This window comes from Rahnella sp. ChDrAdgB13, assembly GCF_017655185.1.
Taxonomy (GTDB): Bacteria; Pseudomonadota; Gammaproteobacteria; order Enterobacterales; family Enterobacteriaceae; genus Rahnella; species Rahnella contaminans.
In genome coordinates this window covers 1-13,659 of record NZ_JAEMGT010000041.1, presented here as the reverse complement: position 1 = coordinate 13,659, position 13,659 = coordinate 1, and the positions used below count along the sequence as shown (strand labels likewise).

Below are 13,659 nucleotides of genomic sequence, written 5' to 3'. Positions count from 1 at the left end.
GTTAGTCTTCTATATTGAGCAAGTCGTCGAGGCGTTGCAGCTGGTTCAGCAACAGAGCTGCTTCAGGCATCGCTTCTTCAAAATAGGGGGTGATGGCAAAACGGCTAGGCAGCGGGGCTTCAGCAGCCAGCAACGCGTACATGCGTGGGATCAAAACCCATTGCAACCACTGATCGGCGGACATGGTATCCACCGAAAACGGCTCTTTGCTTTCAAAAGCTTCTGGTTCCGGCGGCGTGGCATGCCATAGCTTATCGTTGCGCATCGCCTGTTCGATATCTTCTAAAATCTCGCGAACCTGTTTTTCTGTATTCATGGTTACTCTCTTCGTTCATGGCCCGGGCAGCTTCTGCCGGGGGCGCAAAGCATAACATTGAAGGCCGGATGCCCCAACCTTCTGCATCGTATCCAAATTATCAATCAATCTATAAGTTTTTCATGGTGGCGGTAAAAGCCCGATACGGGCAAACTACCGCCACTTTTTTCTTCACAGATGTGTCAACATGTCCTCACAACATCCGCAAAAAACACACGCTACGCCAGCCAAAGCCATGCTGGCTTCCGTCACGGGTTACGCCATGGACGGCTTCGATTTATTGATCCTTGGTTTCATGCTGCCCGCCATCGCCAGTGAATTCGGGTTAACATCATCACAAAGTGGCTCGCTGGTCACCTGGACGCTGATTGGTGCCGTTCTCGGCGGCGTCATTTTCGGCCCGATAAGTGACCGCTTTGGCCGAATCCGCGTTCTGACGTTTACCATTCTGATGTTCTCCGTCTTCACCGGCCTGTGCGCTTTTGCACAAGGTTACTGGGATTTGCTCATTTACCGCACGCTGGCAGGCGTGGGCCTGGGCGGCGAATTTGGTATTGGTATGGCGTTAATTGCCGAGGCGTGGCCGGTTGAAAAACGTAACCGCGCATCGGCGTATGTCGGGATGGGCTGGCAGTTGGGCGTGTTACTTGCCGCCTTCCTGACACCGATGTTGCTCGGCATTATCGGCTGGCGCGGGATGTTCCTTGTAGGCCTGCTACCGGCGCTGACTTCTTTCCTGATCCGCCGCACAATGGGCGAACCAGAAGCCTTCGTCAAAAACACGGCCACTGATAACCAGGGGTCGCTGCTGAGCCGCATCAGATTATTGTTTCGTGATAAAGCCACCACCAAAGCCAGCCTCGGCATTCTGATCCTCTGCTCCGTGCAGAATTTTGGCTATTACGGGCTGATGATCTGGATGCCCAGCTATCTGTCGAAAAACTTCGGTTTCTCCCTGACAAAATCCGGTTTATGGACTGCGGTAACGGTGGTGGGGATGACGTTTGGGATCTGGCTGTTCGGCGTATTGTCGGACCGTTTCCCGCGCTGGAAAATCTTCCTGATTTATCAGATTGGCGCGGTCATCATGGTAGTGTGTTACGCGCAGCTTTCTGACCCGACGCTGATGCTGTTTGCCGGCGCGGTGATGGGCATGTTCGTGAACGGGATGATTGGCGGCTACGGCGGACTGATTTCTGATTTGTATCCGGTACGCGTCAGGGCGACGGCACAGAATTTGCTGTTCAATCTGGGGCGCGGTGTGGGCGGTTTTGGCCCGCTGGTGATCGGCCTGCTGGTTTCGCAGGTTTCCTTTACCGCCGCCATTAGCCTGTTGGCCGCCATTTACCTGCTGGATATTTTCGCCACGCTTTTCCTGCTGCCTAAAAAGCAAGGGCAGGATGACGTGCTGGGTGCGATTGGCTGACAAGAACAGATGCTCCTGTTCAATCAGTAGCGTCTTATAACGCGTGGGTTTAAAGCGCATGAATTTGTAGCGGAAAAACAAAAAGTTGGGGGCACTGTTTTCACAGTGCCCCCGGTTCGTTTTATAGCAATCCAGCTACATTAGTGCTCCCTGCTCAATCCTTGAAAACTTTTCCTGCGGTTATCCTAACCGGCTGTCCTTCGCATCGTCCTACTTTCATCCTGACGGGCTATCCTAAGTCATCCTGACTATAATCCCTTGGTCATCTGTGACCCGCTCAGCTTCCTTTGTGAGCTCTCTTCTCCGTCCTGGAGGTGTCCCTGGTTTCGTCCTGAAACATCCTGGCATAATCCGATGCCGTCCTGACTCTTCCTGAGCCGTCCCCTGCTTTATGAATCAGCCATCATCCTGATGTTCTGTTTCATGCTTCCTTGGTGCACGACTAGAATCGTCGATTTCGACCTTGGGAGCAAGACAGTGTGTAAGCCAAAACCAGGGAATGTGAGCCGTCTTACAGGTGGAGAAAACATTATCCATTTGAAATAAAAGAGTTTATTAAATAAAGAGGGAGAGTAATTAAGTCAAATTAGCGAGATCTCTTACAGTCTTTGTGAGAGATCTCTCACACGCTTGTGAGCCATTTGAGCTCTGCGGGAATGGGGGGTTCAGAACAACATCAGGCGGGGTAAACAGCGGTCAGCATTGTAAGGAATTCTGGCAGCGAAGGCGAGAGTATCGTTCTTTTTTTGCTGCCGAACTGTTCCAGAACAACATTTCCGGTCACATTGCACAAAGAAACCATATCCAGCTCGGAATCCGTGGTGGCCAGAAAAACCGTCGGCGTCAGTTTCAGGCGTTTTTGTGTCACCAGATGGCCAATCAGATTCTCCTGCAAACGGGTAAAATCTTCAGGGCTCCAGACCTGAAGCAGGGTCATCGCATTACCCTGCCAGCTGGCCGTCATATCACCAGCGAACTGCGTGGTGTAAAACGCGTGTGCTTCCGGTCGCAACTGCAATTCCATCGCACGTTCCACATTTTCCAGCGTGGCCGCCGGGCTGAAAACCTGAGTCAGCCAGTAAACAACGTCATCATCGGTTTTCACCACACAAGGGGAATCGACGCCGAACAGCGCTTCGCTGGACGGCGGCATACCTGTCTCCTGCTGCCAGACATCGACATAACGCTGAGTAAATTCACGCAATGCTACAGATACTTCAGACTCCATAATTCTCTCATCTTCCGGTAAGGCTGGGTTAAACTGGTGGCTATTCCCTATTGTACCTATCTCTAAGCAAGGTGACAGCATGTCCTCTTATCAGGATAACCCCGCACTGGCGCAACTGACGCTGGGCAAAAGCACGGCTTACGTCGATCACTACGACGCTTCTTTATTACAGGCGGTTCCACGCAGCATGAACCGCGAACCGCTGGGCCTGTTCCCTGACAACCTGCCGTTCCAGGGCGCGGATATCTGGACGCTGTACGAACTGTCGTGGCTCAACGCCAAAGGGTTGCCACAGGTGGCCGTCGGTGAAATCAGCCTGAAAGCCGACAGCCAGAATCTGATCGAGTCCAAAAGCTTTAAGCTCTACCTCAACAGCTTCAACCAGACCGTGTTCCCGGACTGGCAGGCGGTACAGGAAACTTTAACGCGGGATTTAGGCGCCTGTGCTCAGGGCGACGTCACCGTCACCGTCAGCCGTTTGTCCGACATCGAAGGCTCGCCGGTCGGACACTTTGCAGGTATCTGCATTGACGACCAGGACATTGAAATCGACAGCTATGAATTCAGCACGGACTACCTTGCTGAATCCGCCGGTGAAGAAATTGTCGAAGAATCGCTGGTCAGCCACCTGCTGAAATCTAACTGCCTGATCACCCATCAGCCAGACTGGGGCTCCGTGCAAATCCAGTATCGCGGCCCGAAAATTGATCGCGAAGCGCTGCTGCGCTACCTGGTTTCATTCCGCCATCACAATGAATTCCATGAACAATGCGTCGAACGCATCTTTAATGACATCCTGCGTTTCTGTCAGCCAGAAAAGCTGGCCGTCTACGCCCGCTATACCCGACGCGGCGGTCTGGATATCAATCCGTGGAGATCTAACTTCCCGTTTGAACCTGCAACGGCGAGGCTTGTCAGACAATAATGCGGGGCATTGCTCAAGAACTGAGCTAACGCTCTGTCAGCATTGGTAAAAGCCTGATGACAAGGTTACTGTTAATTCAGAGAGAGATTCCGGGGACAGCGTATCCGGCGTTCTCTTTGCTATCAGGCTAGTGTTTTTGTTTGTCTTCCGCGATGCGACGCAAAAAACGTGATCCGAAAAATCATGCGTAGCGGGACTCAGCAGAAACATTCACAGCACCATTTGGTGTCAAGGAGCAACTTTGATTACACATATCAGCCCGTTGGGCTCAATGGATTTGTTGTCGCAGTTGGAAGTCGACATGCTCAAGCGAACCGCGAGCAGCGACTTATACCGTCTTTTCCGCAACTGTTCACTGGCCGTTCTCAACAGCGGCAGTCAGACTGACAGCAGTAAAGAACTCCTCGAACGTTTCGAAAGTTTTGATATCAACGTGCTGCGCAGAGAGCGCGGCGTGAAACTTGAACTGGTTAATCCACCGGAAGATGCCTTCGTCGACGGCCGGATAATCCGTTCATTGCAGGCTAACCTGTTCGCCGTCCTGCGCGACATCCTGTTCGTTAATGCCCAGATTTCCAGCAATTCGCGCTTTGAGAATTTCAACAGCGGGAATTCAGCCCATCTCACCAACATGGTGTTCTCTATTTTACGCAACGCCCGCGCGCTCCATCTGGATGAAGATCCGAACATGGTGGTGTGCTGGGGCGGTCATTCAATTAATGAAAACGAATACCAGTATGCCCGCAACGTCGGCAGCCAGCTGGGCTTGCGTGAACTGAACATTTGTACCGGCTGTGGTCCGGGTGCGATGGAAGCACCGATGAAAGGTGCGGCCGTCGGCCACGCGCAGCAGCGTTATAAAGCCGGTCGTTTTATCGGGATGACCGAGCCTTCTATCATCGCGGCTGAGCCACCGAATCCGCTGGTCAATGAACTGATCATTATGCCGGATATCGAAAAACGGCTGGAAGCTTTCGTGCGTATCGCTCACGGGATCATTATCTTCCCGGGCGGCGTAGGCACGGCGGAAGAACTGTTGTATCTGCTGGGTATTTTGATGGATCCGGAAAACAGCGATCAGGTTCTGCCACTGATCCTGACCGGGCCGAAAGAAAGCGCGGATTACTTCCTCGTTCTGGATGCCTTTATCAAAGACACGCTGGGCGAAGAAGCCGCTAAGTTCTACACCATCATCGTTGACGATCCGACCGAAGTCGCGCGTCAGATGAAACGCGCCATGCCGCTGGTGAAAGAAAACCGCCGAAACAGTGGGGATGCTTACAGCTTCAACTGGTCAATTCGTATTGCGCCGGACCTGCAACATCCGTTTGAGCCAAATCACGAAAACATGGCGAACCTGAATCTGTATCCGAACCAGCCACCACAGGAACTGGCCGCCGCACTGCGTCGCGCCTTCTCCGGGATTGTGGCCGGCAACGTGAAAGAATTCGGTATTCACGCTATCGAAAAGCACGGGCGTTTCAAGCTGCATGGCGACCCGGCATTGATGAAAAAAATGGACAGTCTGTTGCAGGGCTTTGTCGCACAGCACCGCATGAAATTGCCGGGCAGCGCGTACATTCCCTGTTATGAAATTTGCGCCTGACACCATTCAGGCTGCATTTCTGAAACAGTTCCCGGAGCGACGTAAGTCGCTCTGATTTTATGGATTTTGATGACCTGCTTATGGCAATACACCTGCTGATTATTGATGCCCTCAACCTGATCCGCCGCATTCACGCGGTCCAGGGTTCTCCTTGTCTTCTCACCTGCCAAAATGCCGCCAGACAACTCGTTCAGCATACACAGGCGACGCATGCCGTTGCGGTTTTCGATGAAGACGATCGCGCCGACAGCTGGCGTCATCAGTGTCTGCCGGATTACAAAGCCGGACGTTCCCCGATGCCGGACAACCTGTTTGCGGAGATGCCGGAACTGAAAGCGGGTTTTACCGCGATGGGCATCACCTGCTGGCATTCCGCCGGAAATGAGGCGGACGATCTGGCGGCCACACTGGCGGCAAAAGTCTCTTCCGGCGGGCATCAGGTCACGATTGTGTCAACGGACAAAGGTTACTGCCAGTTGCTGGCGCCGAACGTGCAAATCCGCGATTACTTCCAGAAACGCTGGCTGGACATGCCTTTCGTGCGCGAAACCTTTGGCGTTTTACCGCAGCAGCTTACCGATTACTGGGGGCTGGCGGGGATCAGCAGCAGTAAAATTCCGGGTGTGCCGGGAATTGGGCCGAAAACAGCGGTGACATTGCTGACGCAGACCGGTTCGCTGGACGAGCTTTACCAAAATCTGGAAGGTGTTCCGGAGAAATGGCGCAAAAAGCTGGAAGAACACCGCGAGCTGGCTTATGCCTGTAAACGGGTTTCCACGCTGCAAACCGATATCGCGCTGGATGGCAATTTACAGCAACTGCGCTTACCCTGAATTTTGCATTAAAAAAGGCGCTCTCCGAAGAGAAGCGCCTCATTAACAGACTGAATGTTCGAAAGTATCAGCGGTCCCGCTCGTCGCGACGCCCACCAATTGCCGACCAGAAACGGCGGATGTGCACGGTCACTTCTTCGCGGTCATGATAAAGCTGCTTGGCAAAGATCTCCGCGTTCACGCCGTTTTCCTTCAGGCGCTCATCAATGCGTTCAAGAATGTTAGACACTTCCTCATAACGCTTCTTCATCGGCAACTTCAGGTTGAAAATCGCCTCGCGACACCAGCCGTTCACCAGCCAGTCGCACATCAGCGCGGCTACTTTCGCCGGTTTTTCTACCATATCGCAAACCAGCCAGTAGTTTTTGGTACTGGTGGATTTGTAGCGGAAACCATCTTCACGTAAGTGGATGACCTGACCGGTTTCCATCAGGCTCGGTGCCATAGGGCCGTTATCAATCGCCGTCACCATCATGCTGCGCTGGGTCAGCTGATACGTCCAGCCGCCCGGGCACGCGCCCAGATCGACCGCATACATCCCGCTCGCCAGACGCTCATCCCACTCGTCGGCCGGAATAAACACGTGAAACGCTTCTTCCAGTTTCAGCGTTGAACGGCTCGGCGCTTCGGACGGGAACTTCAGGCGCGGAATACCCATGTAGAACGGGGAATTGTTATTGCTGTAGGAATAGCCTACATAGCAGCAACCTGGCGCGATAAAGAACACGTGAACGACCGGGCGCAGGGCATTTTCTTTCTTACCCAACACGCGGCACTCGCGCATCGCAGAACGCAGCGGAACAGTCAGCTTACGGCAGAACTTGGTCAGCTCTTTGCTTTCGTTGGTGTCAGGCACTTCAACGCGCAGTTCGCCACCGTTGGTAATGACGTTCTGCACCATACCGACGATCGGCGAAACGCGATCCTCCGGCGGTAAATCTTTCAGGAGTTCGCCAACGACAATCAGCTGACGGGCAAAAATCAGCTCGCGGAAAGGCAGATTTTTTGCAATACGGTCAGCGTCATCCGGCTGATAACATTCAAACAGCACATAACCGCTGTTTTCTTTTACGCGGGCAAAACCGAAGATTTCCATCTTCGCGGCTTTGTCGGTAATTTCTGCTGCGCATTCTTTTTCAAAACCCTGACGGCAGTAGAGAGCAACTTTATTCATGGCGTTCGGCCTTTTTCTTCAGGCGCAGTGCGCCGATCAACAACAAAATCCAACCGACCAGAAATAAGGTACCGCCAATCGGAGTTACAAAAACGAATAACCGGAGATGAGACAGCGCCAGGCAATAAAGGCTGCCGCTGAATAAAACGGTTCCCAGCGCTAAAAAGGCGCTGCTCCAGTAGAACCACACATTACGCTGGCGCTGCATCGCAACACCTAAAATCATCACCGCCAGCGTGTGAATACTTTGATACGTTAAGCCGGTATGGATCCATGCCATTTCCGCCTCGCCGAGCGACTGGCTCAGGACGTGTGCACCGAATGCGCCAAAAGCGACATAAACAAAACCGCTGATCGCGGCAAAGATCAACATTGAACGACTGGTCATTATGCGTTACCTGTTATCGTTGTTTGCTGATAAAGCCGCGAATTATCAGCTTTGTCAGCCTGTTCAGGAAAACCTTCCCCAGACTCAGGCATCACGCCTGATCGAAACGAAAACGCAGTTTTTCCTGCTCGCTGGCAGCGCGGGCGAGGATCCACTGACGAAAGGCGGCTATTTTACCCAGTTCTGCCTGACTGTCATGACAAACCAGATAAAAAGCATTTTTACTGATTAAAACTTCACTGAACGGACACACGAGACGTCCGGCCTCAATTTCCGTCTGCGCCATCACATTATTCACCAGCGCAATTCCCTGCCCGTGAACCGCCGCCTGAACGACCATCGCACTGTGGCTAAAAATTGGCCCCTGCTGAACATTTACCTGCTGCAATCCCAGCTGTTTGGTGTAGGCCAGCCAGTCACGGCGCGAGGCATCGTGCAATAACGTGTGATGACTCAAATCTGCCGGTTCTTTCAGCGGATTATCACTCATCAGCAAAGACGGAGAACAAACCGGGAGTAAATATTCGGCATATAAACGTTCTGCCCGCAGACCCGGCCAGTTGCCGCGCCCGTGGAAAATCGCCACGTCCACGTCATCGGATAATTTGTCCTCTTCGCGGTCCACAGCCTGAATACGCACATCAATGCCCGGATAAGCTGAGTTAAAGCCAGACAATCTCGGCACCAGCCATTGAATCGCAAAGCTTGGCGGTAAACTGACGGTCAGCGCGCCTTTCGCGCTGCGCGCCTGAAGTTTGCGTGTGGCCTCATTCAGAGCCGAGAATATTTCTTTGATATCCAGATAATAACTCTGCCCTTCTTCGGTCAGTAACAATGACCGGTTGCGCCGGCGAAACAGTTTTAGCCCTAAAAAGTCCTCAAGTGACTTAATCTGGTGGCTAACGGCGGCCTGTGTGACGAACAATTCCTCAGCCGCTTTAGTAAAACTAAGGTGGCGCGCTGCGGCATCAAACACCCGCAGAGAATTAAGAGGCGGTAAACGTTTTGACATAGAATGGATACTTCTTATTCGCCGGTAAGCGGAGCGCCTGTCCGTGGGTTTTGATATTAGTTTTTTTAATCCGAGACATTATAATTTGTCCGTTGAGGATGTACAGGCAAAAACCTATAGTGGCGCCACTTCCTGAGCCGGAACGAAAAGTAGATTGGTATGAGGATGCTGAAATACTTTTGGCTTGTGGTTGTGATGTTGTGTTTGCAATTGTCTGGCAATCCGGACACGTAGCTTGAATGCTACAAACTTTTCACTTCCTGTACATTACCCTGTCTGTCCAAAGTGATTTTTCAGCACCGCAATTTGCGGTGCTTTTTTTTGCCCAAATTTCACCGCAGGCCACGTTTTGTGCTGCGCATAATGTGACAAAACCGGCCACGTCGCAAGAGGGGCCGGTTTTGCCATAAAGCATCTGAGTGAGTGCCCGTCAGGGTCTCACCGGAGGGATCAGTTCCCTTCTGCCATTTCTTTAACTTCAGATTTATTGATCTGCTGCTTGTTGCCATACGCATCGGTATAACTGATCATACCGGTATCACTGTCGGTGCTTGGTTTGCCTTCAGCAACAATGGTCCGGCCATCGTTGGTGTGCATCACATAATTGCTTGAACAGGCGGCAAGTGTTGTTGTCAGCAGTGCGGCTGAAATTACGGCGGCGATCTTCTTCATCATAGACTCCTTGCAGATTAAAATGCTTTAAAATCCTGGGAAAACCCCAGGCTAATGCTTCTAGTCATCGTAATTCAGCATAACAAACCTCTGATAAATTTCCAGGTAACCATTCCTAAAATGAATAAGTGGCTTGTGTAACAGATAAATCTGTACTTTTTCATTCAGGCCGAAGGATCTGATTTCGTATGAAAGACTTTAAACCTGCTGATTTTCGTCAACAATTTCCCGCGCTGTCACAAGGGCAATGCTATCTCGACGGCGCTGCGACGGCGCTCCGGCCTCAGGCGGTAATTGACGCAACCCTGAATTTTTATACTCAGGAAGGCGCGACGGTTCACCGCAGCCAGCACCGCGCAGCGCAAATGCTGACAGAAGAATATGAGCAGGCCAGAACACGGGTTGCACAGTGGATTAATGCGCCCCGCTCAGAAGATATTGTCTGGACGCGCGGCACGACGGAGTCCGTCAATCTGGTTTCGCAAGGCTGGCTGCGCCCGCAATTACAACCGGGCGATGAGATTATTGTCAGCCAGGCGGAGCATCATGCAAACCTGATCCCGTGGCTGATTGTGGCGCAACAATGCCAGGCGCGCGTCGTCACGCTGCCTGTTGATGAGCAGGGTTTGCCGGATATCTCCGCTCTTCCGACCATTCTGAATTCCAAAAGCCGCCTGCTGGCATTGGGGCAGATGTCGAATGTCACCGGAGGGGTGCCGGATCTGGCACGCGCTGTCGAACTTGCCCATGCCAACGGAACGCCGGTCTTTATTGATGGTGCGCAGGGCGCAGTGCATTGTCCGGCTGACATGCAGGCTCTGGACATTGATTTCTATGCTTTCTCCGGCCACAAACTCTACGGCCCGACAGGCATTGGCGTGCTCTATGGCAAAACGGCGCTGCTGGAAAATATGCAGCCGTGGCAAGGTGGCGGAAAAATGCTGACACAGGCATCGATGACCGGTTTTACGCCTCAGACCGTTCCGCATCGTTTCGAAGCTGGCACGCCGAATATTGCAGGCGTTATCGGCCTGTCAGCGGCGCTGAAATGGCTGGAAACTGTCGATATGCCAGCCGCCGAAATTTATGCACAGCACCTCACGACGCTCGCAGAGCAACAGCTTGCGGAACTTGCAGGTTTCCGTAGTTTCCGTTCGCAAAACTCATCGATTTTATCTTTTGATATCGCCGGTGTGCACCACAGCGATCTGGTGACACTGCTGGCCGAACAGGGGATCGCACTTCGCGCAGGACAGCATTGCGCGCAGCCGTTAATGGAGGCGATGGGCATCAGCGGAACATTGCGTGCCTCATTTGCACCGTATAATAACGAAAACGACGTGTCGCGGCTGGTCGCGGCGGTAAAATACGCCCTGACGCTGTTAGCAGATTAATTTACACCGAGGAAAGCCATGTTAGCCCCACACCCTTTCGGGCATGAAATCACTGAAACGTCCCTGACGGAAAAATTTGCTTCATTCCGTCAGTGGGAAGATCGCTACCGCCAGTTAATCCTGCTCGCGAAATCCCTGCCGCCGCTCGATGTTTCGCTCAAAACACCTGAAAATGAATTATCAGGCTGCGAAAACCGCGTCTGGCTGGGTGCCGAAAAGGCAGAAAACGGAACAATGCATTTCTATGGCGACAGCGAAGGACGGATCGTGAAAGGGTTGCTGGCCGTATTACTGACGGCCGTCGAAGGCAAAACGCCAGCGGAAATCCTGAAGCGGGATCCGCTGGCGCTGTTTGACGTATTAGGTTTGCGCGAACAACTGAGCACCAGCCGCTCCAGCGGGCTGAATGCGCTGGCAGAAGGCGTAACCGCCCTCGCCCGTCAGGCCGCCTGAGCCTGACGCTGAGCTTTCGCCATCATCTTTTTAAGGACATGGGAAACCGCGACAAAACCAAATGTGGCGGTAACCATGGTCGCCGCACCAAATCCGGAAGCACAATCCATACGTTTCGGCCCTTCCGCCGTCACGCGTGAGGTACATACCGATCCATCCGCCTGCGGGTACATCAGCGGCTCGCTCGAAAATACACAATCAATGCCCAGCTTCCCTTTGCTGTTTTTCATGACATTAAAATCATTTTTCAGGCGTTCGCGCAGTTTCGCCGCCAGCGGATCCTGAATGGTTTTTGCCAGATCGACGACGGCGATTTGCGTCGGATCAATCTGCCCACCGGCACCGCCCGTTGTGACGACAGGGATTTTAAAGCGGCGGCAGTACGCCAGCAAAGCCGCCTTCGGACGCACGCTGTCGATAGCATCAATGACGTAGCTGAAACCTCTGTCGAGCATTTCAGCGACATTGTCGGGTGTAATGAAATCGTCGATGCAGGTCACATTGCACTCCGGATTAATCGCCAGAATACGCTGCGCCATAATCTCAGTCTTCGCCTGCCCGACGTTTTCCCGTAATGCATGAATCTGCCGGTTGGTATTCGTGACGCACACATCATCCATATCAATCAGCGTGATAGCGCCAATGCCGGTTCTCGCCAGCGCTTCCGCCGCCCAGGAACCGACACCGCCAATACCGATCACACAGACGTGCGCCTGCGAGAAAAGCTCCAGCGCCTGCTGACCATAAAGGCGAGCAGTACCGCCAAAGCGTTGCTGATAAGCGTCGGAGTATGTTGCTGTCATGAACGAAAAACCTCAGTGCGTCTGAAAACTTAATTTGATTGTGAATAAGCGGTGAACAGCGGTTTGCCGTTCTGCGCTGATTTTAACACCCAGACGCGCCCGTAGTGATTATAAAATCCTGCTGCATGCCCGGCATCCGTACCAATTCCCTGATACATATCGAAATGTTGTCCTTTAATCGCACCACCGACGTCCAGCGCAACCATCAGACGCATATGATATTTACCGGTAAACTTACCCTTATCATTCAGTTCAGGCACTTCTGCCAGCAGCGTGGTGCCTGCCGGAATAAGCGAACGGTCGGAAGCCACCGAGGCTTTGGCAATCAGCGGAACACCGCTGGCACCGCGAACCGGCGCGAAAGGTTCAGGTTTAAAGAAGACAAATGACGGGTTTTGTTCCAGTAGTTCACGCACTTCAGCCGCAGAGTGAGTGTCAGCCCACTGGCGAATGGCCTGCATCGACATATTTTCGCGCGCTACTTCGCCACGGTCGATAAGTACCTTGCCGATGCTGCGGTAGGCGTGACCATTTTTGCCCGCATAACCAAAGAACATATAAGGACGCCCGTCACCGTAATCCACATAACCGCTGCCCTGCACTTCCATCATGAAGTTATCCATCAGGGAATTGGTCCAGGCGACCACGTAATTGTCACTTAGCGCACCGGAGTAAATAGAGGCGCGATCCGGCAGGCGACCGCGTTTTGGCGGCATCCGGTATAGCGGATACTGGAATTCGCCCTGACGGGTATAGCGCGCCTGCACAACGGGCGTGTAATAGCCAGTCAGCTGCACGTTACCAAAGTTATCGGCACCTTCCATCTGGTAGGCGCTGAGGCCGTACTGGCTCAGGTTACGGGTGTCAGCCCCGGAGCGCAGCCATTGCTCCACGGCCTGAAACGTCGTGTTATTTCTCCCATATAAAGAGGAAGACGCGATTTGTACAGCAGCAACCTGATTTGAATAATCCAGCGCGTTGACCGGTTTTCCTGTGGCGTTCGGCTCATTCACGTATTCCAGCGCGTTGTCCAGACGGCCATCCTTATACTGCTGGCCCCGATCAGTCGGCCGCGAGGAACAGCCCGCCAACACTGCAATCAACAGACCACTCAGCAGATACTTACTCCAACGTCCTTTCATTGTTGCCGCGCTCTCTTACTTTCAGGGAAATGACTGGCGAAACGATAACAAACGGAATATCAGAAAGGAATTGCCACAGTATAAAAAAGTGTACTGAGCCAAATTGCCCCCCAAACGACGATTTTGTGAACAAAAACCCAGCAACTTGGTGCTTTATTTGAATAAATTCAAAAAAGGGTTGCACGAAATCTCATGGGGAGTATAGTTCGCCTCCATCGGACGCGGGGTGGAGCAGCCTGGTAGCTCGTCGGGCTCATAACCCGAAGGTCGTCGGTTCAAATCCGGCC

General features: G+C 52.7%; 14 protein-coding genes and 1 tRNA gene. 7 read left to right on the top strand and 8 right to left on the bottom strand.

The features are described 5' to 3' along the window. Position 1 precedes the first annotated feature (1 nt). Positions 2 to 316 carry a YqcC family protein gene (locus tag J8X26_RS13325; protein ID WP_165061765.1) on the bottom strand — a complete coding sequence of 105 codons (315 nt, stop codon included), beginning with the start codon at positions 314 to 316 and terminating at the stop codon, positions 2 to 4. Positions 317 to 503: 187 nt separating this feature from the next. On the opposite strand from J8X26_RS13325, the gene J8X26_RS13320 reads away from it, so the two are divergent. Continuing rightward, positions 504 to 1,742 (top strand): MFS transporter, encoded by a 1,239-nt coding sequence (locus tag J8X26_RS13320; protein WP_208951100.1) that lies wholly within the window; start codon positions 504 to 506, stop codon positions 1,740 to 1,742. Between the two features lie 676 nt (positions 1,743 to 2,418). Here J8X26_RS13320 and syd read toward each other — a convergent pair. Beyond that, on the bottom strand, positions 2,419 to 2,970 hold the full coding sequence (gene syd / locus J8X26_RS13315; RefSeq protein WP_152326515.1) for a SecY-interacting protein: 552 nt from the start codon (positions 2,968 to 2,970) through the stop codon (positions 2,419 to 2,421). Positions 2,971 to 3,049: 79 nt separating this feature from the next. Here syd and queF point away from each other — a divergent pair, with 79 nt between their 5' ends. The 3 genes from queF to xni all read left to right on the top strand — a co-directional run bounded on the left by queF (position 3,050) and on the right by xni (position 6,334). Further along, positions 3,050 to 3,895 carry an NADPH-dependent 7-cyano-7-deazaguanine reductase QueF gene (gene queF, locus J8X26_RS13310; RefSeq protein WP_208951099.1) on the top strand — a complete coding sequence of 282 codons (846 nt, stop codon included), beginning with the start codon at positions 3,050 to 3,052 and terminating at the stop codon, positions 3,893 to 3,895. Positions 3,896 to 4,136: 241 nt separating this feature from the next. After that, entirely contained in the window at positions 4,137 to 5,501 is a 1,365-nt protein-coding gene (gene ppnN / locus J8X26_RS13305) for a nucleotide 5'-monophosphate nucleosidase PpnN (protein WP_152326513.1), read from the top strand. Between the two features lie 80 nt (positions 5,502 to 5,581). Continuing rightward, on the top strand, positions 5,582 to 6,334 hold the full coding sequence (gene xni / locus J8X26_RS13300; RefSeq protein WP_165061761.1) for a flap endonuclease Xni: 753 nt from the start codon (positions 5,582 to 5,584) through the stop codon (positions 6,332 to 6,334). A 67-nt stretch (positions 6,335 to 6,401) separates the two neighbouring features. On the opposite strand, the gene rlmM is transcribed toward xni, so the two are convergent. The 4 genes from rlmM to J8X26_RS13280 form a co-directional block, all read right to left on the bottom strand. Continuing rightward, a complete protein-coding gene (gene rlmM / locus J8X26_RS13295; protein WP_101079232.1) occupies positions 6,402 to 7,508 on the bottom strand; it encodes a 23S rRNA (cytidine(2498)-2'-O)-methyltransferase RlmM in 1,107 nt (368 codons plus the stop codon). After that, positions 7,501 to 7,896 carry a DUF423 domain-containing protein gene (locus J8X26_RS13290; protein WP_152326511.1) on the bottom strand — a complete coding sequence of 132 codons (396 nt, stop codon included), beginning with the start codon at positions 7,894 to 7,896 and terminating at the stop codon, positions 7,501 to 7,503. Before J8X26_RS13290 ends, rlmM begins: the two co-directional genes overlap by 8 nt. A 91-nt stretch (positions 7,897 to 7,987) precedes the next feature. Then, a complete protein-coding gene (locus J8X26_RS13285; protein ID WP_152326510.1) occupies positions 7,988 to 8,908 on the bottom strand; it encodes a transcriptional regulator GcvA in 921 nt (306 codons plus the stop codon). 450 nt (positions 8,909 to 9,358) lie between these two features. Further along, positions 9,359 to 9,580 (bottom strand): YgdI/YgdR family lipoprotein, encoded by a 222-nt coding sequence (locus tag J8X26_RS13280; RefSeq protein ID WP_104924609.1) that lies wholly within the window; start codon positions 9,578 to 9,580, stop codon positions 9,359 to 9,361. A 188-nt stretch (positions 9,581 to 9,768) separates the two neighbouring features. Between J8X26_RS13280 and csdA the strand changes: the two genes are divergently transcribed. Continuing rightward, the gene (gene csdA / locus J8X26_RS13275; protein WP_208951098.1) at positions 9,769 to 10,974 is read left to right on the top strand and encodes a cysteine desulfurase CsdA; all 1,206 of its coding nucleotides are present in this window, start codon (positions 9,769 to 9,771) and stop codon (positions 10,972 to 10,974) included. 18 nt (positions 10,975 to 10,992) lie between these two features. After that, complete coding sequence (gene csdE / locus J8X26_RS13270) at positions 10,993 to 11,427, top strand: cysteine desulfurase sulfur acceptor subunit CsdE (protein WP_208951097.1); 435 nt, start codon at positions 10,993 to 10,995, stop codon at positions 11,425 to 11,427. Here the strand turns inward: csdE and tcdA are convergent. Next, entirely contained in the window at positions 11,415 to 12,230 is an 816-nt protein-coding gene (gene tcdA, locus J8X26_RS13265) for a tRNA cyclic N6-threonylcarbamoyladenosine(37) synthase TcdA (RefSeq protein ID WP_208951096.1), read from the bottom strand. The two genes, csdE and tcdA, sit on opposite strands and share 13 nt — an antisense overlap. 29 nt (positions 12,231 to 12,259) lie before the next feature. Further along, the gene (gene mltA, locus J8X26_RS13260; RefSeq protein WP_165061757.1) at positions 12,260 to 13,372 is read right to left on the bottom strand and encodes a murein transglycosylase A; all 1,113 of its coding nucleotides are present in this window, start codon (positions 13,370 to 13,372) and stop codon (positions 12,260 to 12,262) included. A 228-nt stretch (positions 13,373 to 13,600) separates the two neighbouring features. Here mltA and J8X26_RS13255 point away from each other — a divergent pair. Next, positions 13,601 to 13,659, top strand: a tRNA-Met gene (locus J8X26_RS13255).